We start from the raw sequence: 21,421 nt of genomic DNA, 5'->3' as shown, positions 1-21,421 counted from the left end.
ACCGTAAAAACGGTAATAGAGGGTGTGCGACCTCGCAAAAACTCACACACCCTCATGTCGCAACGGAGCAAATGTGATTGGTTACAATCTCCTTTGCTCACCCGAACTATTATAGGTGAAGGTTCGTAATTATGAAGCAAATTCTTATTTTGTCATGTTCAGCTTTGGCATTTTCAGTTGCTGCTGCACATGCGGGAGATGGTAATGCATCTTCCCTGAGCCAGGTAAATCTTGCTGGTGCAGGCAACACGGGTACAATCACCCAGATTGGCGACAGCAACGATGCGATTGTAGTGCAGACCAACACTGCAGGTGGTGGTAATAACGCAACTGTGCTGCAAACTGGCAGCAACAACATTGCTGGTAGCAATCGTAGCCCAAGCGGTAAGTACGACGGGCAGATGGTGCAGGATGGCGCTAGCAATACTCTTTCCATCAACCAAGATAACAATCAGATGGTAAGAAATGTTAGTCAGTCTGGTGACCAGAACACTGCAAGTATCTTGCAGCGTGCAAATGGCTCTCCTTCTGATCGTACTCCTGATCATCGTGTCTGGCGTGTAAATCAGACCGGTCAGGCCGGTGCTGTTGCCTTACAGAACAGCCTGACAATTGACCAGCGTGGTGACACCAACGTTGTTGCTAAGGTTAGGCAGGAAAATACCTCTGTAACTGGTGGTGTAAACACTGCTTCAATTCGTCAGCGTGGGGACTTTAACGGCGCTAATATTGATGATGTTCCACCAGATCCAACAGGAACAGGTACTCCTGTTGTTGAAGGTCCATCCCATGGTGCTAAGCTGATTCAGGTTGGTTCTGCCAACGACACATCAGCTCTTCAGAATGGCTCGCGCAACAACTTCTGGCTTGAGTCCAGAGGTGTCGGCAATATGGTCGATCTGGTTCAGGATGCTGGTTCAAATCAGTCCTACACCAAATCTGTCATTGAAGGTGACATGAATGATGCTGGATACCGCCAGACTGGTGACATGCAGGATATTGATGTCAGTCTAAACGGCAGTAACTTTATGATCCGTGCGCGTCAGGCTGGAGACTCCAACACAGTTGACTACGTGGGTGCTGGTACTAACGGCAAAGTTTCCATTCAGCAGTCTGGTGCTGGCAATGCCTTCTCCGGTTATTCATGGGGCGATCGGCAGTATATTGCTGTGAAGCAGTCTGGTGATAACAACGGCGTTTACATTGATGGCTTGAATGGTCCGAACCTCAACAAGTTCTATGTGTTGCAGACGACAAGCGACAACGGCGTAACTGTTGGTGTTGTTGATGGTAGCTATAACCGCCTGCAGTTCATTCAAAAAGGTGGTGATGGCAACAACATCGATTTTGAAGACGTTAATGGTGATCAGAACAAGATCTTCCTCACCCAGAACGGTACAGGCAACTCTATCACCGGTAATGTTGGTAATCGGACTGACGCTTCTACCAGCAATGATAACCACATTCAGGTCGGGCAGATCGGTGATTACAACGAAGCCGGCGTCTCTGTGATGGGAAGCCACAACAGAGCAATGGTTGGCCAGAAGGGCGACTTCAACGTTGCTAATGTCAGCCAGACGGGTGACAGCAACTCTGCGACCATTAATCAGGGGGCTGCCAGTGTGGGAGTTCCAGCTATCGTGACTGACAGTTCTGTTCCGTTCAATACATTGATGGGCTCCAACTGGTAAGTCTTTTTCCCCCGGCCTACGGGCCGGGGTCTTTTTAGTTTTAGTGACTGAATCCAGAAAAAATAGAAACCGCTGTGATGTGATGGGAGTGGCGTAGTCCACTTCCGGAGCATTGCAATGTTGTTTGGGCGTGTTGGTTTTTTCGTTTTTGGTAGTGCTGTTTGTGGTGCTCTTTCTGGAGTTTCTGCCCAGGAAATGGCGGTTATTCCGCAAGTTGATGTCTCTGGGTATCAGCAGGGTGCCTCAACCTCTCAACTACTGGAGGACAAGAGCGCGAAGGTGTTTACGGGTAACATTCCTCAAGTGACGGAGTTTGGTGGGAACACCATCAGTCTTCGGGGGCTAGAAGAAAGTTACGCTACTTTGATCCTTCCCGTGATGCCGGAACTTGTGAGTGATGTACCTAACTCTCCGGTTGCCGGGCAGGGGCTGATCATTGGGACCGGGAATACGGTGCTTTATGAGGCTGAGGGAACCGGGAATGGCTTTGGGTTTATCCAATATGGATATGGCAATGCGCTCTCTGGCAGAGCTTATGGGCACAACAACAATGCGCTGGTGGGGCAGTTCGGGAACAACAACCGCGCGCTCTTCAATCAATTTGGAGATGGAAATTCTCTGAGTATCATGCAGGGGCAATAGCCTTCAGTGGGCTCCTCGCTCCGAATTTTCGGGTGATGGATATGTTTAGGAAATTAGCTGGTTTTATTCTGGCATCTGTTTTGATGCAGTCTGCGGCTTTTGCAGGTGATGGGAACACGGCTCTCATCCGGCAGGTGGGGGACAATCACGAAGTTCAGGTTTCGCAAAGTGCGAGCAACAGTGAGGCTACTGTTTTGCAAGGTGGAGACACTCTTGCTGCAGGTCTGGGGCAACAGGCTTTGCGCGGAACATGGTTTGTTGGCAAGATTTTTGGCGCTTCCAAAAACACGTTGGATACAGCAGATAATGTTGCTGCGCTTGCTGTGCGCAACAGCTTTCTCGCGCCTTCTGCTGCTGGTGTTGGCAATGATGCGAGTGTTGTGATTTCGGGTGATAATTCAACCGGTAACCTGTTCCAGACGGGGGATGCCAATCAGGGGGCTGTGGAGGTGTCTGGCAGCAGTTCCAAGGGCACGTTATGGCAACATGGCAATAACAACGAAGCCGGGCTTGCTGTGACGAGCAACGGGACCAATGTGCTTTACACACAGCGTGGGAACGGGCTTAAAACTTCAGATGTTGCTGCTGGCAATACGCTTACTGTCTATGCGCCAGGCAATACTGTGATGGTGCATCAGCAGTAGACTGGCCAGACTTTTGCAGAGGCGAGCTTCAGGTGTTCAGGGCGTTCTCACGTTCGGCCATTGCCAGGGCCCCGCGCAGGGCGTCGTTCTTGGCGGGCACAATGAACTGCTTCAGGTCCGGAGGCAGAAACGAGTCGTAGGCATGGCTCAGGCCTCCAAGCAAAGCGATGGGGAGTTTGCCGTCATCGCTTAAAAGCCGCAGGGCGGAGGCCACGTAGGTGGTGCCTTCCTCGACAATGTCGAGGGCAAGGCGGCTTTGTTGCTTGGCATAGACGAGGATGATGGGCATGAACTCGCCAAAGTCTTTTGGCTTTGCGGTGCGGGCAAACTCGGAAAGCTTACGCGGATCGTCGTTAAACTGGCGCAAAATGTGCTCCGTTAACGGGCATAGGCTGCGCAGGCCGTCGTGGGCGAGCAAGGCTTCTTCCAGCGCGCGTTCGCCCATTTTGGCGCCGCTGCCCTGATCTCCGCAATGGAAGCCCCAGCCTCCGAGGTAATAGTGCTTTTCGCCTTTGCGGGCCATGAAGTTGGACCCTGTGCCGAGGATGCCGATGACACCGTCGTCAGAATCATGAGCGCCTTCCAATGCGATTAAGCTGTCGGAGACGACCTGAACGGCGGCGAACGACAGGTTTTCAGCAAGGCCGATAGGGTCATTGTGGGCGTTGGCGCCTGCCAGCCCCAGTACTGCGAATGTTTGTTGCAAGGCCTCTTCTGTCAGTCCTGCGTCCTTGCAGGCCTCTTTGGCGGCATGGAGAATGGAGCTGAGGCTCTGGGTCGGGTCGCTGTAGATGTTGGCTGATCCGGCTTTGCCGCGTCCCAACAAACGTCCATCTGCCGTTGCGATTGCAGCACGACAACTGGAGCCACCGCCATCAACACCCAGAATGTAATCCATGAAGCTTGCCTCTGTTTGTTCCAATCCCACTGCTGTGTATGGCAGCAGGTGTTTAATGCATGGTTGAGACTTGTCAGTTTTAGCGGGCGGTGGTTTGAGGGAGAGTGTTGACGGTGGCTGGAATAGGATGTGTTAGCTGACCAGTTTGTTGATGAGCAAGCGGTTTACCCGGTGTTGTTCCTCGAAGACCATAAGCGCGCTGAGGTTTTTGAGGCTGCAGCGCGCTTATGATGTGATGGCTTGCTGGCTGAGAGCAGAGCCCCTTGCCGTGAGGTGTACCAGTCTTACTTCGTGTTCACCCGGGCAGAAAGTTCTGCTGCGGTTTCTTTGCGTTCGGAGTAGCGGTCGGTCAGGTAGTCGGAGTGGCCGCGGGTGAGGTGGGTGAACTTCATGAGTTCTTCCATGACATCCACTACGCGGTCGTAGAGGGACGAGGGTTTCATGCGGTCGTCTTCGTCAAACTCCAGAAAAGCCTTTGGGATGGAGGACTGGTTGGGGATGGTCATCATGCGCATCCAGCGGCCCAGAACGCGCATCTGGTTGACGGCGTTGAAGCTTTGGGAGCCGCCGCTGACCTGCATCAGGGCCAGTGTCTTGCCTTGAGTTGAGCGGACAGCACCGACGGAGAGGGGCACCCAGTCAATCATGGTTTTCATGATGCCGGTCATGGAGCCGTGGCGCTCTGGTGAGCACCAGACCTGACCTTCGGACCACATCATCAACTCGCGCAGTTCCTGCACCTTGGGGTGGTCCGGCTCTGCGTCATCAGCCAGTGGCAGGCTGCTTGGGTTGAAGATGCGCGTTTGCGCGCCGAGCTGTTCCAGAATGCGCTGGGCTTCCAGCACCGCGAGGCGAGAGAAGGAGCGTTTGCGCAGGGAGCCGTAGAGCAGCAGGATGCGCGGGGCATGGTCTGGCGCGTCGTCTTTGCGCAAAGCACTGGTGTTGATGGGGTGGAAGCTGTCGGCCTCCACCTTTGGCAGATCTGTCAGATCGAAAGAAGTCTCAGACACGGCTTAACCCTTTGCCGGAATGACGACTTCGCCATCTTCCTTGGTGAATGCACCGATCTGCTCTTCATCCAGAATTTCCAGCAGGACGTCAGATGGGCGGCAGAGGCGGGTGCCTTTGTCGGTGGTCACGAAGGGGCGGTTCATGAGGATTGGGTGTTGCTCGATGAAGTCGATGAGCTGGGCGTCGGTCCACTTTTCATCGTCGAGGCCGAGTTCTTCGTAGGGCGTGCCTTTTTTGCGCAGGATTTCGCGCACAGTGAGACCGCTGTCTTTGATCAGCTTTTCCAGTGTAGCGCGGGAAGGTGGGGTTTTGAGGTACTCAATAACCTCTGGTTCCATGCCTGCTTGCTTAAGCATGGCGAGGGTGTTGCGGGAGGTGCCGCATTTTGGATTGTGGTAGATGGTCGGGTTCATTTGGTCTCTCCGATGGGGTCGGTCAACGACAAGGGAACGGGTTGAAGTCCAGACACAGGGTTGGATCGCCGTTGCAGCAATCCTGCGTGAGGAAGTGAAGCAGGCCGCGCATGGTGTGCGGGGCAATGGCATAACGCACGACACGCCCTTCGCGCTGGGCGGTGAGGAGCCCGGCGCGTTCAAGCGTTGCGAGGTGGAAGGACATACGTGTTGGGGCGATGGACAGGTCCTTGGCGATCTGTCCAGAAGGCAGGCCCTCAGGCATTGCTGTCAGGATGAGGCGGAAGGCGGCAAGCCTGTCCTTATGCGCCAGTGCGGCGAGTGCTGCGACGGCGTCGTCTTCCTGTAAATCTGTGGCGGTATCACCCTTAGAATTCTCAGTCATGTGAGAATACTACAAATATCCTTGTAGTATTGCAATGAGAGTTTTTTGAAGGAGAAAGGAGAGGGAGGCATTTATTGTTTTTGAGGAGTGCCTCCCTCCCTTTAAGCCAATGCCAACCTGCCAGGCATTGGGTGGTCCAGATGGGGGATGTGCGCTGTGTTTAGCTGCGTGGTGACAGGTGGAAGAGAATGACCTCTGCGCCTTTGCCGTTGGTCAGCTCCAGTGTGCCCTGGCCTTCTGCTTCAATGGCATCGCCATCTGTCAGCGTTTGGCCGCCTATCTGCACTTCGCCCCGCGCCACGTGCACGTAGACGGCACGCTCATCTGCCAGTTCAAAACTGATGGTGTCAGCACCATCCAGCTTGCCGGAATAGATATTGGCGGCGGCCTCTGTGCGGATGGAGCTGTCACGGCCATCTTGAGAGAGGAACAGCTGGAGTTTACCGTTGCGGGCTTCTTCGCTCAGCTCCAGCATTTCATAGCGGGGCGTGGTGTTTTTGCGGTCTGGGATCAGCCAGATCTGGAGCAGGTGCGTTTCGTCCGTGCTGGATGGGTTGAACTCGGAGTGCTGCACGCCGGTGCCGGTGCTCATGAACTGGATGCCACCTTTGTGCACGGTGCTGCCGTTGCCCATGGTGTCTTTGTGTTCCAGTGCGCCTTCCAGCATGTAAGAGAAGATTTCGAAGTTCTCATGAGGGTGCATGGGGAAGCCACCATCTGGGCCGACCCAGTCATCGTTGATGACGCGCAGATTATGGAAGTTCATGTTATTGCGGTCAAAATAGCTGGCGAAGCTGAAAGAGTGGGCGGACTTCAACCAGCCTGCATCGGCGTGGCCACGCTCCTGAGCTGGGCGAATTTTGACTCTTAAATCAGTTGCGATCGTAGACATGGGGCTCTCCTGATTTCTTAATATTTACAGTGGTGTCGTCATGCCCTTAAAGATATTCTAGTGCTCAGAATGAACAAGGTAAGCTTTGGTGATCTGATTGTTCGTCATTAGTGAACGAACAGATTCGGCGTGTGTTTGCGGAAGCTGCGAAAATCGCCTCTTAATTTCACGAAAATTTCGCAGGGGGAGGTGCCAGAACAGATTCCTGTGCGCTACTTGTGCCAAAGCCCCTAAATCTGTGGGTTAGCGCCACGCTTTAAAGACTTCTGTGTAAACCCTATGCCTAATTTGCGGATTGGTTAATGAAACATTTCCGAGTCATGATGCAGCTGTCCTTCAAAACGGCTGCATTCAAGTCTTGGAGCGTGGAACAGGTAGTATGGCGTTGAAAATCCTGCACACAGCAGACTGGCATATTGGCCAGAGTCTGAACGGCTGGTCGCGCACCTATGAGCATCAACAATTCTTCATGGAGCTTGAAGAGTTGATTGAACGCCATGAGGTGGACGCGCTGGTTGTGGCAGGAGACGTGTTTGACAACCAGAACCCATCCGCAGACGCCACGCAAATGCTGTATGAGGCTTTGGCCCGGTTTCGGGAAAAGCGCCCGCATCTTGTGACAGTGCTGACTGCTGGCAATCATGACCCTGCCGGACGTGTGGAAGCGCCGGGTGTGCTGTTTCAAAAGATTGGCGTGCAGGCGGTTGGTATGGTGCGCCGACAAGACGGTGGGCTGGATCTTTCCCATCATCTTGTGCCGCTTCAAGACAGTGATGGTGCTGTGAAAGCCTATGTGCTGGCGCTGCCGTTTCCTCGTGCAACAGACTTGCCGGGGCTCAGCTTTTCCTCCTCTGAAGAGGGCTCACCGGTGGTGCGGGCTGTAGCGGAGCTTTATGAGGGGGCTGTTCAGCAGGCTCGTGAGCAGATTGGCGAGATGCCCCTTATCGCGACGGGCCACTTGCATGTGGCTGGTGGTTTGGAATCAGAAGGGGCGGAGCGCCGTATTCTGATTGGTGGTGAGCATGCCATGCCGTGGGAGCAGTTTCCTGATGATCTGACCTATGTGGCGCTTGGGCATTTGCACAAGCCACAGAAGGTGGGCAAGGAGACCATCCGCTATTCTGGGTCTCCGTTTCCTCTTTCTGTCACCGAGCAGCATTACAAGCACGGCGTTAATCTGCTGAGCTTTTCTGATGCTGGCGTGCTTTCGCTTGAGAGGCTCGAGTTGACACGGCCTGTGCCCTTCCATCGCTTGAAGGGCGATGGTGGTTTGTTGCTTGAAGAGCTGGTGCCTGCGCTGGATGCGTTGGAACTGGATGCGGACCTGCCAGTGGAGCAACAGCCGTTTGTGCATGTGGACTTGCGACCGCAGGTTTCCGCTGGTGGCTTGAAAGCTGAGGTGGATCAGATCCTTGCGCAATATCCAGTGCGCAGTGCTGGTGTTTCGGTGTTGCGGCAAAAACCGCAGGAGCCAATAAGTGCGGAGGCTGAGAGCCTCATTCGCCTTTCGGAAGTTCAACCGGATGAGCTTTTCAAATCTGCTTTTGAGCGGGTGCACGGCGTCGAGCCGGAAGCCAAACATCTGGACTATTTTTATCGCGCTATCGCAGAAGCGGAGGTTGAGTAATGCGTATTCTAGCGGTGCGTGGCGAAAACCTTGCCAGCCTGGCGGCTCCGTTTGAGATTGACCTTGAACAGGAGCCTTTGAACGGGGCTGGTTTATTCGCGATTACCGGAGAAACGGGAGCGGGCAAGTCCACATTGCTGGACGCCCTGTGTCTTGCGCTGTTTGGGCAATGCCCGCGTTTGAGCGCTGCGGGAAGCAGCGACAGTGTGCCGGACGTTGCCGGTGCTGAGCTTCGAGAAACAAACCCGCGTACCGTACTCACACGTGGTGCTGCCTCTGGCTTTGCCGAGGCGGACTTTGTTGGCGCGGATGGAACGGGATACCGCGCGCGTTGGACTGTGCGCCGGGCTCGTAACAAAGCATCAGGACGTTTGCAAAATGTGGAACGCTCGCTGGTTCGCATTGAAGACAATGCTGCGGTTGAGAGCGGCATCAAACAGGTGGATGCGGCTGTCGAAGAGCGATTGGGCCTGACCTATGACCAGTTCAAGCGTACGGTTTTGTTGGCGCAGGGGGATTTTGATGCCTTCCTGAAAGCCAATGACAACGAGCGCGCTGCCTTGCTTGAAAAAGTGACGGGCACGCAGCGCTACAGGGATATTTCCAAGCAGATTTTCCAGCGCTTTACTGATGCGAAGGATGTAGCCTCAAAACTGGAAGAAAAGTCTGATGTGGCTGGTCTTTTAGAAGAGGAAGAACGCACTGCTCTTGTGGGGCAGTCAGAAGAGTTGGAGAAGCAATCCAAGTCTGTTCAGTCAGATATGGATGCGATTGCCAAGTCTCTGGGGCATTTGCAGAAACTGGATGAAGCGAAGACAAAGCTGGCGTCTGCGCAGGATGAGTTTGTGGCGTTGAAGGCCCGCCATGAAAATGCGAAGGCCAAGCGGGATCTGAAGGCGCAATTTGAACGCATTAAATCTCTTGAGCCTGTGAACCACCGTGTAGTTGAGGCCGAGAAGGATGTTGCGGGCACGCGTGCCGCTGCTGAAAAAAGCCGGGTGATGCTGGAAGGTGCCCGCAAAGACCTTGCTGGCAAGGAAGAGCAGGCCAAACAGGCTGATGCGGTTTTCAATGAGCTGGAAGCTGAACTCGCCAAGTTGACACCGGAATGGAGTGCGGCAGAACAACTGGACACCAAGCTGGGTGAGCTTGAGGATGAGGGCAAACAGCTGCGGGAGCGATCTGACACAGCTGCGGCGGAGGCCAGGCAGGCGGAAGCAGCGCTAGCAGAGCATACAAAATCGCTGGAAGAGCAGAAGGCGTTGCAAGCCACTGTGAAAGAGCAGATGGGACGGCTGAGTGCGACCAAGATTTTGAAGGATCGTCAGGATAGCCTGATTGCGGATCTGGATGAGTTTGAGCGGGTTCAGGTTGCGCTTACGAATGATGCGACCCGTCTTGTGGAGATGCGCAAGCGCGAGAGTGAGTTGAGCGATATCCAGAGCACTCTTTCTGCCCAGCTAGAGCAGTTTGTTTCTGATCTGGAAGGGTGTGAAGGCGCGTTTGCTGCCAAGAAAGGCGAGATTTCCGCTCTTGGTGCAGATAATGCCCGTAAAAGCATGGAGCAGCTTTCTACATTCCGTCAGCGGGCTGAAAAACTGCAGGAAACGTCTCGCCACTTTTTAAAAGCCAAGCGTAACAAGCAGGCTGAGAGTGAGACCTGGAAGAAGCTGGTGGACCAGATGACCGGGCTGCAGCAGGCGAAAGGCAAAGCAACCAGTGAGCTGACTTTTCGGGGAGAAGCCCTTGAGAAAGCGCGCGGCCTTTCCACTCTTGCTGAAGCGGCGCAAGGCGATCAGGTGAAGCTGTTGCGTGCCGAGCTGGTGGATGATGCACCATGTCCGGTCTGTGGTTCTGACCATCACCCCGTAGATACACAGGAGGGCCGGGCTGCGTTGGACACGCTGTTCGGCGACGTGTTTCTACAGCGCAAGGAAGCGGAAGAAGCTCGCGCAGCTGCGCAGCGAAACCTAGACGAGATCAACGGCCAGCTTGCTGCCTGTGAGGCATCGCAGAAAAATGCTTCTGCGCTGATGGAACGCTATGCCAGTGAGGCCGATGCGCTTCGGGCTGAGGCGGAAGAACAGTGGGCTGCTTTGGCGCCGCCGGTTGAGGTGGCGTTTGCTCTTGATGGCTTGCTTGATGCGCCGGACCTGCTGGATGCTGTGCTTGCGCAAGTGGCGACACAGGTTGAGGCTCTACGTGCCGTTCTTGTTCAGGAAGACGTGCTGCGTCAAGAGCTGGAGCAGCTGGATGTCATGCTGCGTGGGTTGGGGGATGCACACCAGAAAGCAGTTGGTGACCAGGCTCGCAAGGCTGAAGAGGTTTCATCTATCAAGGTAGAGCTTTCTGGCGTGGAAGGTCGTCATACCGAGAACTTTGAGGCACAGTCGCGATTGGAACAGCGGCTTGGTGAAACGCTGCTGGCTGGTGGCATGGTGTTCGGGTCCCTTGGTGCCGAGTTACCAGCGCTGAAGGCGAATTTGCAGGAGCGTATCTCCACCTGGGAGCAACTGGAGCAGCAGGAGGGAACAACGTCTGCCGCGCTGCAATCTCTGGACCAGAAAACGAGTGGTTTGAGTGAACGGCGGGATGGACTGGCCAAATCCTCCGGCGAGTTGCTGAGGCAGTTGGAGCAGCTGCGCCTGTTGCATCAGGAGCGCTCTGCAGAGCGGAAACTGTTGTTGGGCGGGATGGCGACCGGGGCGCATCGGGCGGCATTTTCTGAAAAACACAGCAACGCAAAAGAACGCAAAAATAACGTTAGCAACGCACAAAACAACGCAAGAGAAGAATTCGGGCGCATTGAGGCTGGATTGGCAGCCGCAAAAGCTGCGGAGGCAAAAGCGGCTTCTGCGCTAAGCGACTGTGCTGACAGGTTAAATGCAGAACTGGTGAGCTTGGGGCTGACGAAAGATGCCTATGACGGATTGCAGGAGCGGTGCTCTCAGGAGTTGGACGCACTGGCCTCAGAGCTGAAGATGCTGGATGACGCTTACTTAGCAACGCAAACTGCTGTTTCCACCTGGGAGAAGGAGCTTGTTGCGGTTGAGGCTCTGCCTTTGCCAGACAAGCCGCAGGAGGAGTTATCCTCGTTGTTGGAAGCCTCAAAGCAGGCGCTTGCGGAATTGCAGGTGAGCAAAGGCGTTCTTTCTGAAAAACTGCGAGTTGATGCGGAAGCGCGGGAAAAGGCCCAGCAAATCATGGGTTTGTTGTTGGAAGCGAAAGAGACTGCCAAGACATGGGGTGCGATTTCGGAAGCGATTGGTTCTGCGGATGGCTCCAAGTTCCAGAAGGTGGCGCAGGGCGTTACTCTCGATTTGCTGGTGGAGCTGGCCAACAAGCAGCTGCATCAGCTCAAACCACGGTACCAGCTGAAACGGGCTGACTTTGGCCTTGGCCTGTTCGTCATCGACCGCGATATGGGCGACACACCGCGCTCCACACGCTCGCTAAGTGGCGGAGAACGCTTCCTTATTTCGCTTAGCCTTGCACTTGCCCTGTCCGGTTTGGAAGGCCGCCAATCGTTCGTTGATACGCTCTTTATCGACGAAGGGTTTGGTTCTCTGGATGCTGAAAGCCTCGACCTTGCCATTGATGCGCTGGAGATGCTGCAGGGGCAGGGGAGAAAAGTTGGCGTCATTAGCCATGTGGAAGCGCTGAAGGACAGAATTCCGGTTCAGGTTCAGGTGGTTAGGCAGGGAGCCGGACGTAGCCGTGTGGCGGTGAATGCACCAGCAGGATGGTGATAAGTCCTGCTGGATGCTTGTTGTTTTAGTGCTGAAATGCTGCGTTAGTCACCTGCATCTATCATGCACAGAGCTTTGTCAGCTGCTTGTTTTTCCTTCTCTTTTAGCTTCAGAGAGGTTTCCTGCAGTGCTGCGATGTATTGGTCTAAAGCCTGAATTTCCAGGTTGGCATTGCTGACATGTTTTGCCATCTCACCATCCATTACTTGCGGACGGCCAATCAAAAAGCCTTGCACTTCATCGCAGGATTCATTGCGCAACAGCTCTAATTCTGGTTCAGTTTCAACACCTTCAGCGATGACTTCCATTCCCAGAGCTTGCCCAAGATCGATGACAGCACGGATGATTGCTGCCAGTTCCGGCGTCTGAGTTACACCGCTGACAAAGCTGCGGTCGATCTTCAGACGATCAAACGGGAAGCGACGCAGATAGCTGAGGGAGGAGTAGCCGGTACCAAAATCGTCAAGCGCGATGGTAATACCTAACTCCTTGAGTTGCCCCAGAGTATTGAGCGCGCGGCGGTCATCGTGGATCAGCACGCTCTCAGTAATTTCCAACTCCAGACGCTCCGGAGATAGCCCACTTCGTGCCAGAGCGCCTTCAACTTCCTGTATGAGGTACTCATCACAGAACTGCACCGGACTGAGGTTTACACCTACACGGTACCGCTCCGGCCACTGAGAAGCTTGCGCACAGGCTTCATTCAGAACCCAACGGCCAATCGGAATGATCAGACCACTTTCTTCTGCAACCGGAATGAAGTTGTTCGGCCCAATTTGGCCTTTCTCCGAATGGTTCCAACGCAGAAGCGCTTCGAAGCCGACGATGGAACGGGTATCAGAGCGAGCTTGCGGTTGGAAGTGGAGCTGAAGTTCTTCATTTTCCAATGCGTTACGCAGGTCGCCTTCCATTGTTCTTCTCAGTAAAATGGCTTCTTCCATCTTGTCTTCGAAGAACGCGAAGGTGTTTCGGCCTGCTTCTTTCGCCTCATACAAAGCGATATCTGCTTTGGACATCAGCTCATCAGGATCTGTCCCATGGTCCGGAATCAGCGCGATACCAATGCTGGCGCTCGTTCTGACCGTGATGTTGTTGCCAACATGGATCGGCTTTGACAGGACCTCGATGATCTTGTTGGTCAGGAGGCCGACTTCAGCCGTTGTCTTGAGATTGACCTGAATAATTGCGAACTCATCACCGCCGAGACGGGCCACTGTGTCGTGATGGGTGACGCATGCATTGAGACGGCGGGCGACAATCTGGATGAGTTTGTCACCGATTGGGTGACCATATAAGTCATTGATATCTTTGAAGAGATCCAAATCCAGTAACATGACTGCTGAGATCGATTCTTCTGCGTTTGCCTGGTTTTCGATTGCTTTCTGGAAGCGTTCGCGGAAGTAGGTGCGGTTCGGCAGGCCGGTCAACATATCATGCTGAGCAAGATGGAGAATGCGTGCTTCGTCTTCCTTCTGCTTGCGCATATCACGCACAGCTGAGACACGAAGGTTCTCGTCCGCCACTTCCATCAAGCGACCACGAACTTCAATCGGAATACGCTCGCCAGACTTGCTTAAAAGCATGACTTCGTTCGGAGTCGGTTCATTGGCTAGAATGCTCTCACGCGCTTTTTCGCGAAAGTCTGGCGCGACATGAGACAGCAAGCTGGTCCCACGCATCTCACCTGCCTGATAGTCCAGCAGCTCGTAGAGCACGTGGTTACATTCCACGATAATACCGTCTGTCGAGATAGCCAGGCCTTCGAATGCGCCTTCTGCAAATGCGGCGAGTTTGCTGAGTTCTTCCTGCTGCTTACTATTTGATTTTTCGCCGTTTTTCGTCGCTCTGAAGCTTATCGAGGAACGTGTTGAAGAGCGAAGCGAGGCGTTCTTGTGGGTCACTGTCCCGTACCGGCAAGCGCTCATCCAGCTTGGCGTCATGCCAAACCAACTTGCCGATCAGGTTCTCCATCTGGCTGATGGTGCTGACAATCGGCGTTTCATTCAGATCGATTTCGTCGGCTTGGCGGAACTGATTCGTATATTTGAAGGCCGTAAACAGGAATAAACCTGACAAGAAGGCCCAAAGGATGGTCAGTAAAGCTCCAACTGCCTGAAGTATAAGGTTATCCAGACTGAACCCAGCCAGCGCATGGTCTGCTGGTAGTGCGGTTGTGAAGCCGAAAAGGCCAATCAGAGAGCCAATGCCAAGGCTGGTGTAGTAAATGATGACTTTGTGGGTCTTAGACCTTGCATAGATAATACGCGCGACTGCTATAGAAGCAGCTGAGGCCGTCAGAGCAATAAGAGCGATGCCTGCAACGGTCAGATGCTGGGCGTTTCCGAGAACGGAGGACAAGCCGCCGATGATGCTCAGCAAAATGGTTGGGTACATGACCTTGCGCGGTGCGAAGAAGCCGAGGGCGACACCCAATAGTACCGAGACACCGATTGCGACAAGAACGTTGAAGATCGCGCTGCCCAGCTCTCCGGAGTAAATGCTTGTGTTACCGACAGAAAAGCCAATGCCGCCAACGGCCATCAACGCTGCGCCTGCTTTGATCTGCAGCACATTGTAGTTTTGTGTGTTGCGCAGAATGTACTCAGGTAACGCTGGTGAGTTTCTTAGTCCGGTCACTAACATGCCGGAAAAGGCCACAAAGGTTGCGAGCAATGTGACTACGGTACCGCCGCCAATCTGCTCGAAACCGACAGATAGAACGGTTTTTTGGCTAATCGGATGAAGCAGCAACCCTTGGACACCCTTCAGGTAGGCAGGGTAGATGACCCCGCCGATTGAGAGTGCGAGAATGATCGTCGCACGCAGTGTGAGTTGATGCGATAGAGGCAGATAAGCCACGACTGCGATCATCGCCGCCATCGCCGCCATCGCTGCGTGGATTGCTGCGGCGTGGATGTCTCCCTGTGGTCTAAACTCCACTTCAGACTGCCAGAGGATCAATTGTGCAGTTACATCAGGCAAGTTCAGCGTTGTGTCGATGAGCAGGCATGCTGCCGAACTGATGGCGATAAGGAGAAAGGCCCGATTGAACAAGCGGGTGGCCCGCATGCGCTCCTGAATAAACAGGCTGGAATAGACAATCAGTATTCCAAGAACACCAAGCGCGAACAATCCAACAGACAATATGGTCCATAGGTTCTGCTGTTGAGTGAGCAGTTCAGCTTGATTGAGCTGAATGTGCAGGCCACCTGTCGCAGGATCGAAAATCGATGCATACGATGACGCTGACATGAAGTGTATCGATAAACCAATTAAAACGAAAAGGAGCAATACAGGAAGTAAGAGGGCTCGAAAATGCATTTGGGTACCCCAGGAAATTCCTCGGCATAATTGTTTGAAATTATTGCGCATCTATTAAGAATTCTAGGGATGAACCGAGTTCCATTCTAAAAAGCATCGAAAAGAGGGGCGTATATGACGTTTATCTGATGCATTCAAAGTAAAATCATGAAAATTGTAAGTAAATGTTTCGTTGAGTGAAATTTCTATATACGTGAATACTCGTATTTATCTTCAATTTGAGAGAGAAGAGGGGCTGGCTGTCAATTATGATTCTCTTCTCTTTTCACAACAGTATTTAGTTCATTTTTTATGGGCAATTGATGTGCATTGTATTTCACCATCTTACTGAAACAACTTTCAGGTGGTCTTGAGCGATGCAGTGGTCCAGCTTGTTCTTATACTCAGCGGTTTCGGTCTTGCAGCCAACTGGCGGTGAGCGGGATAATATCTTGCCGAGTTGGAGCTCAACCACAACGCGCCATGGTATCGTGGAAAGCATAGAGCGTATGGCTCGGGCCGGGAGCCCTGAATATGTGAAACTCGATGACCGTGTTGCTGTATTGGTTGGCGATGGGGCTTTATGGAGTGAGGCACTTGCTGGTGCGGACAATAAAGTGATGCCGCCCGAAGCTAGCGGTAGTTTTGGAAGCTTCGTTGTTTATTCTGAAAGCGTACGCGCTCATCTGTCATTACACGGGCCGAAGGCTGTTGGCGCGACGTATAGAGAGTTCGCTTTTCAGCCCCTGAAAGAGCTGGTGGGATTTTTGAAAGAACATCACTTCCAGATCTGGGTTTTAAGCTTTGGAGACCATGAAGTAGATCGCACTATGGCGGAGTTGAACTACGGGCTTCCAAGATTTCGGGTTATCGAGGTTACTCCCCACGCAGCAGCGGTGTCCTCAACAGATCTTGCTCGAACGATTTGGGAGAGAATAGGAACAGCACCTCAGATTTTTCTTGGACGATCTCACAGTGATCTTGGCTTACTGAAGCTTGCTGGCAAAGGTGAGGGGGTGCTCAAAATACAGATTTCTGCCAGTCAGGATGCTTCCATTCGCCCAGCAGATTCAACTCCTGATGAATCTGGAGAGCAGCAAAACTCATGGAGCTTTGTGATTTCTCCTAAGGAGCATTGGCTAAGGAAATATTCGTGGCAGGCACCTTCGGAGAGAACTTATAGTAAGAACTAATAGAAAATACTAAGACTTTCGTTGCAACCCACGTGAGATATATTTGATCTATTCTAGTTTTAATCGATTGAAAATCAGAGCGCTTTTGTAATGTTGAATAATATACGATGTTTTTGAGGTAATTTTATTTATTTTGATGAAGATCAATGAAGAGGTGGGGCACTCTGATATTTCTAACTACAGCTTCGGCTGGCACTCGGATGGGGGAGTGTCAACTTTCTTAAAGGCGTGTACCAACGGGTACACGCCTCTTTTTTTGCCTGCAGCTCTGGCGGGTTAAAAGGGCCATTGCATCCCTCTGATTGTTGCTTATCCCAATTGCCTCTTATTTTTAGTTGTGTCTTCTCCTGTAATTTAGGATATTCCCGCTGTTGGGTTCTGTAGAAGCCAAGCTTCTTGGATGAAAAGGGAATGCGGTAGGGATGACCAAAGATGGGCCCGAACCGCAGCTGCCCCCGCAACTGTTACGTGGTGCGTTCTTCTTAAAAGCCACTGGAGATGATCTCTGGGAAGGCGGAGGACGCAAAAGCCATAAGCCAGGAAACCTGCCCGACACGACATAAACTCATGACCGCACGGAGGGTGCGAAGAGGAGCATATTATATGCATATTGAACCGGGTTACGTTTCCGCCGCCAAGGTTATTGCTGCCAATGCAGGTGCAGTCGGTGTTTTTGTGTGGGGCTGCAAAGAGCAGGCCTCAGAATTTATGAAAGATCCGCTGATTCCTGTAAAGACACTGTTGGCTGCGGTTTTCTTTTCTATTTTCATGCAGAGCTTCCATATGTCCGTTGGAGCATCCGAACTCCATTTTATCGGTGCTATGGCCATGTATCTGACGCTGGGATTTACACCTGTTCTTCTTGGGTTTGCGCTCGGCTTGCTGTTGCAAGCGTTCGCGTTTGATCCGCAGGACATGTACCATTTGGGGGTCAACAGCCTATCTTTGATGCTGCCGCTTATCTCTGTACATTATTTGAGTGGCCGTCAGTTGTTCGCTAAGGATCTGACCAAACGTTTGACTTTTGCGCAGATCCTGAAGTTGGATGCGATGTATTATGCTGGTGTGACTGGCATGGTTGGCTTCTGGTTGATGATTGGTGAAGTTGCTACGCCGTTTACGGCATGGGCGCAGTTTGCTCTGTCTTATCTGGTAATTGTTGCGTGTGAACCATTAGTCACCTTCATTGCTGTGAAGGGGCTCAAGGCGGTTGAAGACAATGCGATTGTTCGGAACCTGACAGTAGTTCCGCAGCTGAAGCTGGCATAAGTTTTTACGAGTTTGATTGTTATTGGGGCGGCAGCGGAAACCTGCTGCCCTTTTTCTTGCGTGGAAGTGACCAGGTGTTGTCGTGAAATTCCTCGTTTGAGGAGAAAAAGCGACGGATTTGATCATCGCTGAAGTGTTATGGATTGCCCCTTGGCGCTGCTTCCACTATGAGTGCTCTCCAGAGATTTCATTGTTTACACAGATCAGGAGATGCAGGCAGTCCATGGCGCGCCAGTTCATCTATCACATGCACGGGGTCTCCAAGGCCTACGGTGCAAAAAAAGTACTCGACAATATTCACCTGTCTTTCTACCCGGATGCGAAAATCGGTATCCTTGGTCCAAACGGTGCAGGTAAGTCTACTCTTTTGAAGATCATGGCTGGTCTTGATAAAGAGTACACCGGTGAAGCATGGGCTGCAGAAGGTGCCAAAGTTGGCTATCTGCCGCAGGAACCAAAGCTGAACGAGGACAAGACCGTCCTTGAAAACGTGATGGAAGGCGTTGCGCACAAGCAGGCTCTTCTGGATCGTTATAACGAACTGATGATGAATTACTCAGATGAGACAGCCGATGAAGGTGCTCAGCTGCAGGACATCATTGATGCGCAGGATCTGTGGAATCTGGAAAGCCAGGTTGAGATGGCAATGGAAGCGCTTCGCTGCCCTCCATCCGACTCGCCTGTAAATAACCTTTCTGGTGGTGAGCGTCGCCGTATCGCGTTGTGTCAGCTGCTCTTGTCCGAGCCTGACCTGATGCTGCTTGACGAACCAACCAACCACCTTGACGCTGAGACCGTGCACTGGCTGGAACGCCATCTGCGTGAGTTTAAGGGTTCAGTGCTGATCATTACCCACGATCGCTACTTCCTTGACAACGTGACTGGCTGGATTCTGGAGCTCGACCGCGGTCAGGGCATTCCTTATGAAGGCAACTACTCCACTTACCTTGGTCAGAAAACCAAGCGTATGGAGCAGGAAGGCCGTGAAAACATGGCTCGCTCCCGTGCGATCAAGCGTGAGCAGGAATGGATGGGCATGACGCCGAAGGGCCGTCAGACCAAGTCAAAAGCGCGTATTAATGCTTATGATGCTCTGTTGACTGCACAAGAAGAGCGTATGCCTTCTATTGAGCAGATCCTGATCCCTGTTGGTGAGCGTTTGGGCAATAATGTTATCGACGTTCAAGGCGTTTCCAAAGGCTTTGGCGATCGTTTGTTGATTGATGACCTGTCCTTCAAACTGCCGCGCGGGGGTATTGTTGGAATCATCGGTCCAAATGGTGCTGGTAAGTCAACACTCTTCAAGATGTTGTCCGGTCAGGAAAAACCAGACAGCGGTGAAGTGGTTGTGAGTGACCGCGTGCACCTTGGCTACGTGGATCAGTCCCGTGATAAGCTGGATGACAGCAAGACCGTTTGGGAAGAAATTTCCGAAGGTGCTGAAGTGATCTATCTTGATAAGAAAGAGATCAACTCACGCGCTTACTGTTCCTCCTTCAACTTCAAGGGTGCAGGACAGCAGGCGAAAGTTGGTGACCTGTCCGGTGGTCAGCGGAACCGCGTGCATCTTGCTAAGGTTTTGAAGTCAGGCGCAAACGTTCTTCTGCTCGATGAGCCGACCAACGATCTTGACACCGAAACACTTGCAGCTCTGGAAGATGCGCTTGAGAACTATGCTGGTTGTGCCGTGGTTATCTCGCACGATCGTATGTTCCTTGACCGTCTTGCAACGCACATGCTGGCCTTTGAAGGTGATAGCCACGTTGAGTGGTTTGAAGGTAACTTTGAAGACTACGAAAAAGACAAGGTTCGCCGCCTAGGTGCACACGCTGCAGACCCAAGCCGCATCAAGTACAAGCCACTTACTCGCTAAGTCTAGCTTGCTTGAAAGAATTAAGGCCCGCATTTTGCGGGCCTTTTTTGTTGCTCAACATCAGTTACCAAGCGCCTTTGCCATGGTTGCTGCCCATTCATCAGTGCCTGTATCTGAACCGTATTGAGTAGGATATTGCCAACCCATCACGCCGGCAAAGTCAGGTTCTTTTGCGAGTAGAGGTGTGATGAGGTTGTCTACGATCTCATCAGCGGGCAGATAGCCGTTTACTGCGGCTGAGCCGACGACATTTTGCAGCGTGGTCGGTTTGCCGAGAATAAGCTTGGAGATTGGAGCACCGGTTGATGCGATTCCGATAATGCTAGAAGGAAACGTACTTCCGCCAACCGGCTCAGTACCCGCGACTTTTCCTGTTTCCTCTTCAGCTGTTTCACCGACATACCACTGATTGTTGTAGTACTGGATGTTGTAAAGATCGACTGCGTCTCCGGCATTCTTGGCCACATCAACGTACACTTGTAAGTACCCGGATCCACCATAAAAGTATGGTGCTTGTGGTGCATGTGTTAAGAAGTTCTGGTCTTCAGGAAGTTTTGATTTTAACGCCTTGGATAGATCAACCAGAAAAGTTGGGGCGTCATATCCAGAGTAGTTGGTATCCTCCCAATCGATATCAACACCATCAAGGCCATGGTCGGTTACCATCTTAGTCAGCTGTTGGACTGTGTTGTCGAGGTTGTTTGCAAGAGCGGCCCAAGCTGCGGTTGTAAAGACTTCGCCGCCGATTGAAATCAAGACACGTTTGCCAGCTTTTTTCAGATTGCTGATCAAGTCCGGTGCATTGAACATGGCTTGAAGTTCTGTGCTTGGAGAGAGATTTCCGGCTTCATCGCTCACGACAAAGCAAAGAATGACTGTTGTATAATCGCTCTCTGCCATTTCAGCGATGAGCTGTGCATTTGTGCTGAGAGCGTAGCCGACAATTTCTTTATTCGACATCTGATTTCCTTTTTTTCTCTTGTGCTCAATGAGCTCGCGTTTAGCTGACGAAAATCAGGAGAGGTCGTGATCTGGTAAGTGTGTTTTAGTTAATGCTTTTAGAGCTACACGTGAGACTTCGGCCAGGTGATGGGAGACGAACCATCATCTATATTCATGCCTCATACGTAGATGTGCTGATGTGACGCATGCGCGTGACTGTTAAATTGATGTAAGTCAACTCTGTGTTCTTCCCCCATCAATCAATAACGGGCACTGTAATGAGCGATACAACTCTGTCTTCTGCTGAAGCTCAGCAGGATAATGATCCACTCTTCTTTAAGCTTCTTTTTCTTGTTCCAATCATCGGTTGGTTGTTCAAAGATGCTGTGCATGGCAACAGTGAAGCAAAATACTATTTCTGCGCGAACTTCTTTGTTGGATGGGGTTTAGCAATTGCATTCTTCGGGTATGCTGCGATCATCATCCCTGCGCTGTGTCTCGTAGCGCTTGCATTTACTTGGATTATTGGTGTTTGCCGATAATTTATAGCGACTGATCTTGCTCGCCGCTTTCATTGGGAGCGGCAAGCAGCTCTTCAGCGGTAATGCTTCCACGCCACGATGTGATGGTGGCTTCCATCTCATCCGCTACGCAATACCGGGCGGCATCCCGATCCAATCCTTCCCTCAGCAGGTCATCATAGTCTGTGTATTGATGACGGACGTAGCTGGTGGTTGCCAAGAAAACAGCAATGTGAGCTGGTAGATGGCGAAGATGTTGTTGGTTGGCTTTGCTGCGTATTTCAGTTGCATCCAGAAATGGAACATGCGGAATAAGCGTGCTGAGGGCGTTGCTGATCGCTCGTTGTCTTTTGGTCTTGCTCACACATGAT

The 21,421-nt window shown here is 52.3% G+C and carries 18 protein-coding genes and 1 riboswitch; of the genes, 9 read left to right on the top strand and 9 right to left on the bottom strand.

From position 1 onward, the window contains the following. Positions 1-131 precede the first annotated feature (131 nt). The 3 genes from PsWM33_RS25560 (at position 132) to PsWM33_RS25550 (ending at position 2,977) form a co-directional block, all read left to right on the top strand. Entirely contained in the window at positions 132-1,691 is a 1,560-nt protein-coding gene (locus PsWM33_RS25560) for a curlin (protein WP_063302104.1), read from the top strand. 117 nt (positions 1,692-1,808) lie between these two features. Further along, a complete protein-coding gene (locus PsWM33_RS25555) occupies positions 1,809-2,333 on the top strand; it encodes a curlin repeat-containing protein (RefSeq protein ID WP_063302103.1) in 525 nt (174 codons plus the stop codon). Positions 2,334-2,374: 41 nt separating this feature from the next. After that, positions 2,375-2,977 carry a curlin repeat-containing protein gene (locus tag PsWM33_RS25550; RefSeq protein WP_063298304.1) on the top strand — a complete coding sequence of 201 codons (603 nt, stop codon included), beginning with the start codon at positions 2,375-2,377 and terminating at the stop codon, positions 2,975-2,977. 28 nt (positions 2,978-3,005) lie between these two features. On the opposite strand, the gene PsWM33_RS25545 is transcribed toward PsWM33_RS25550, so the two are convergent. From PsWM33_RS25545 to PsWM33_RS25525, 5 genes are all read right to left on the bottom strand, one after another. Next, on the bottom strand, positions 3,006-3,875 hold the full coding sequence (locus tag PsWM33_RS25545; RefSeq protein ID WP_063302102.1) for a BadF/BadG/BcrA/BcrD ATPase family protein: 870 nt from the start codon (positions 3,873-3,875) through the stop codon (positions 3,006-3,008). Positions 3,876-4,159: 284 nt separating this feature from the next. Next, positions 4,160-4,885, bottom strand: a complete 726-nt coding sequence (arsH, locus tag PsWM33_RS25540) for an arsenical resistance protein ArsH (RefSeq protein WP_063302101.1) — start codon at positions 4,883-4,885, stop codon at positions 4,160-4,162. A gap of 3 nt (positions 4,886-4,888) precedes the next feature. Beyond that, positions 4,889-5,299 carry an arsenate reductase (glutaredoxin) gene (gene arsC / locus PsWM33_RS25535; RefSeq protein WP_063302100.1) on the bottom strand — a complete coding sequence of 137 codons (411 nt, stop codon included), beginning with the start codon at positions 5,297-5,299 and terminating at the stop codon, positions 4,889-4,891. Positions 5,300-5,321: 22 nt separating this feature from the next. Beyond that, positions 5,322-5,684, bottom strand: coding sequence for an ArsR/SmtB family transcription factor (locus tag PsWM33_RS25530; RefSeq protein ID WP_063302099.1), 363 nt, complete (start codon positions 5,682-5,684; stop codon positions 5,322-5,324). Between the two features lie 160 nt (positions 5,685-5,844). Next, the gene (locus PsWM33_RS25525) at positions 5,845-6,576 is read right to left on the bottom strand and encodes a pirin family protein (protein ID WP_063302098.1); all 732 of its coding nucleotides are present in this window, start codon (positions 6,574-6,576) and stop codon (positions 5,845-5,847) included. Between the two features lie 379 nt (positions 6,577-6,955). On the opposite strand from PsWM33_RS25525, the gene PsWM33_RS25520 reads away from it, so the two are divergent. After that, a complete protein-coding gene (locus PsWM33_RS25520; protein WP_063302097.1) occupies positions 6,956-8,203 on the top strand; it encodes an exonuclease SbcCD subunit D in 1,248 nt (415 codons plus the stop codon). Then, on the top strand, positions 8,203-11,952 hold the full coding sequence (locus PsWM33_RS25515) for an AAA family ATPase (protein WP_063302096.1): 3,750 nt from the start codon (positions 8,203-8,205) through the stop codon (positions 11,950-11,952). The genes PsWM33_RS25520 and PsWM33_RS25515 overlap by 1 nt, the downstream gene beginning before the upstream one ends. Positions 11,953-11,996: 44 nt before the next feature. Here PsWM33_RS25515 and PsWM33_RS28235 read toward each other — a convergent pair whose 3' ends face one another. Then, on the bottom strand, positions 11,997-13,853 hold the full coding sequence (locus tag PsWM33_RS28235; protein WP_208994754.1) for a putative bifunctional diguanylate cyclase/phosphodiesterase: 1,857 nt from the start codon (positions 13,851-13,853) through the stop codon (positions 11,997-11,999). Next, complete coding sequence (locus tag PsWM33_RS28230; protein ID WP_208994753.1) at positions 13,768-15,204, bottom strand: ammonium transporter; 1,437 nt, start codon at positions 15,202-15,204, stop codon at positions 13,768-13,770. Before PsWM33_RS28230 ends, PsWM33_RS28235 begins: the two co-directional genes overlap by 86 nt. A gap of 425 nt (positions 15,205-15,629) precedes the next feature. Between PsWM33_RS28230 and PsWM33_RS25505 the strand changes: the two genes are divergently transcribed. From PsWM33_RS25505 to ettA, 3 genes are all read left to right on the top strand, one after another. Continuing rightward, positions 15,630-16,445: a hypothetical protein gene (locus PsWM33_RS25505; protein ID WP_208994752.1), complete on the top strand. Its 816-nt coding sequence runs from the start codon at positions 15,630-15,632 to the stop codon at positions 16,443-16,445. Between the two features lie 356 nt (positions 16,446-16,801). Then, a riboswitch (cobalamin riboswitch) is annotated at positions 16,802-17,012 on the top strand. Between the two features lie 36 nt (positions 17,013-17,048). After that, on the top strand, positions 17,049-17,714 hold the full coding sequence (locus PsWM33_RS25500; RefSeq protein ID WP_063302095.1) for an energy-coupling factor ABC transporter permease: 666 nt from the start codon (positions 17,049-17,051) through the stop codon (positions 17,712-17,714). Positions 17,715-17,937: 223 nt separating this feature from the next. Continuing rightward, positions 17,938-19,587: an energy-dependent translational throttle protein EttA gene (ettA, locus tag PsWM33_RS25495; RefSeq protein ID WP_063302094.1), complete on the top strand. Its 1,650-nt coding sequence runs from the start codon at positions 17,938-17,940 to the stop codon at positions 19,585-19,587. Positions 19,588-19,647: 60 nt separating this feature from the next. Here the strand turns inward: ettA and PsWM33_RS25490 are convergent, their stop codons facing one another. Next, positions 19,648-20,547 carry a glycosyl hydrolase family 18 protein gene (locus PsWM33_RS25490; RefSeq protein ID WP_063302093.1) on the bottom strand — a complete coding sequence of 300 codons (900 nt, stop codon included), beginning with the start codon at positions 20,545-20,547 and terminating at the stop codon, positions 19,648-19,650. Between the two features lie 260 nt (positions 20,548-20,807). On the opposite strand from PsWM33_RS25490, the gene PsWM33_RS25485 reads away from it, so the two are divergent. Next, positions 20,808-21,071 carry a hypothetical protein gene (locus PsWM33_RS25485; protein ID WP_063302092.1) on the top strand — a complete coding sequence of 88 codons (264 nt, stop codon included), beginning with the start codon at positions 20,808-20,810 and terminating at the stop codon, positions 21,069-21,071. 1 nt (position 21,072) lies between these two features. Here PsWM33_RS25485 and PsWM33_RS25480 read toward each other — a convergent pair whose 3' ends face one another. Further along, positions 21,073-21,414: a DUF2293 domain-containing protein gene (locus PsWM33_RS25480; protein ID WP_063302091.1), complete on the bottom strand. Its 342-nt coding sequence runs from the start codon at positions 21,412-21,414 to the stop codon at positions 21,073-21,075. Positions 21,415-21,421 lie beyond the last annotated feature (7 nt).

It is taken from the genome of Pseudovibrio sp. WM33 (genome assembly GCF_001623165.1).
Lineage (GTDB): Bacteria > Pseudomonadota > Alphaproteobacteria > Rhizobiales > Stappiaceae > Pseudovibrio.
Note: the sequence above shows the minus strand (reverse complement) of the source record. Positions and strands in the feature narration are given on the sequence as shown.

Coding starts and splice junctions, on each gene's coding strand:
- PsWM33_RS25560 (WP_063302104.1), top strand. CDS start 132: ATGAAGCAAATTCTTATTTTGTCATGTTCAGCTTTGGCATTTTCAGTT.
- PsWM33_RS25555 (WP_063302103.1), top strand. CDS start 1,809: ATGTTGTTTGGGCGTGTTGGTTTTTTCGTTTTTGGTAGTGCTGTTTGT.
- PsWM33_RS25550 (WP_063298304.1), top strand. CDS start 2,375: ATGTTTAGGAAATTAGCTGGTTTTATTCTGGCATCTGTTTTGATGCAG.
- PsWM33_RS25545 (WP_063302102.1), bottom strand. CDS start 3,875: ATGGATTACATTCTGGGTGTTGATGGCGGTGGCTCCAGTTGTCGTGCT.
- arsC (WP_063302100.1), bottom strand. CDS start 5,299: ATGAACCCGACCATCTACCACAATCCAAAATGCGGCACCTCCCGCAAC.
- PsWM33_RS25530 (WP_063302099.1), bottom strand. CDS start 5,684: ATGACTGAGAATTCTAAGGGTGATACCGCCACAGATTTACAGGAAGAC.
- PsWM33_RS25525 (WP_063302098.1), bottom strand. CDS start 6,576: ATGTCTACGATCGCAACTGATTTAAGAGTCAAAATTCGCCCAGCTCAG.
- PsWM33_RS25520 (WP_063302097.1), top strand. CDS start 6,956: ATGGCGTTGAAAATCCTGCACACAGCAGACTGGCATATTGGCCAGAGT.
- PsWM33_RS25515 (WP_063302096.1), top strand. CDS start 8,203: ATGCGTATTCTAGCGGTGCGTGGCGAAAACCTTGCCAGCCTGGCGGCT.
- PsWM33_RS28230 (WP_208994753.1), bottom strand. CDS start 15,204: ATGTCAGCGTCATCGTATGCATCGATTTTCGATCCTGCGACAGGTGGC.
- PsWM33_RS25505 (WP_208994752.1), top strand. CDS start 15,630: ATGCAGTGGTCCAGCTTGTTCTTATACTCAGCGGTTTCGGTCTTGCAG.
- PsWM33_RS25500 (WP_063302095.1), top strand. CDS start 17,049: ATGCATATTGAACCGGGTTACGTTTCCGCCGCCAAGGTTATTGCTGCC.
- ettA (WP_063302094.1), top strand. CDS start 17,938: ATGGCGCGCCAGTTCATCTATCACATGCACGGGGTCTCCAAGGCCTAC.
- PsWM33_RS25490 (WP_063302093.1), bottom strand. CDS start 20,547: ATGTCGAATAAAGAAATTGTCGGCTACGCTCTCAGCACAAATGCACAG.
- PsWM33_RS25485 (WP_063302092.1), top strand. CDS start 20,808: ATGAGCGATACAACTCTGTCTTCTGCTGAAGCTCAGCAGGATAATGAT.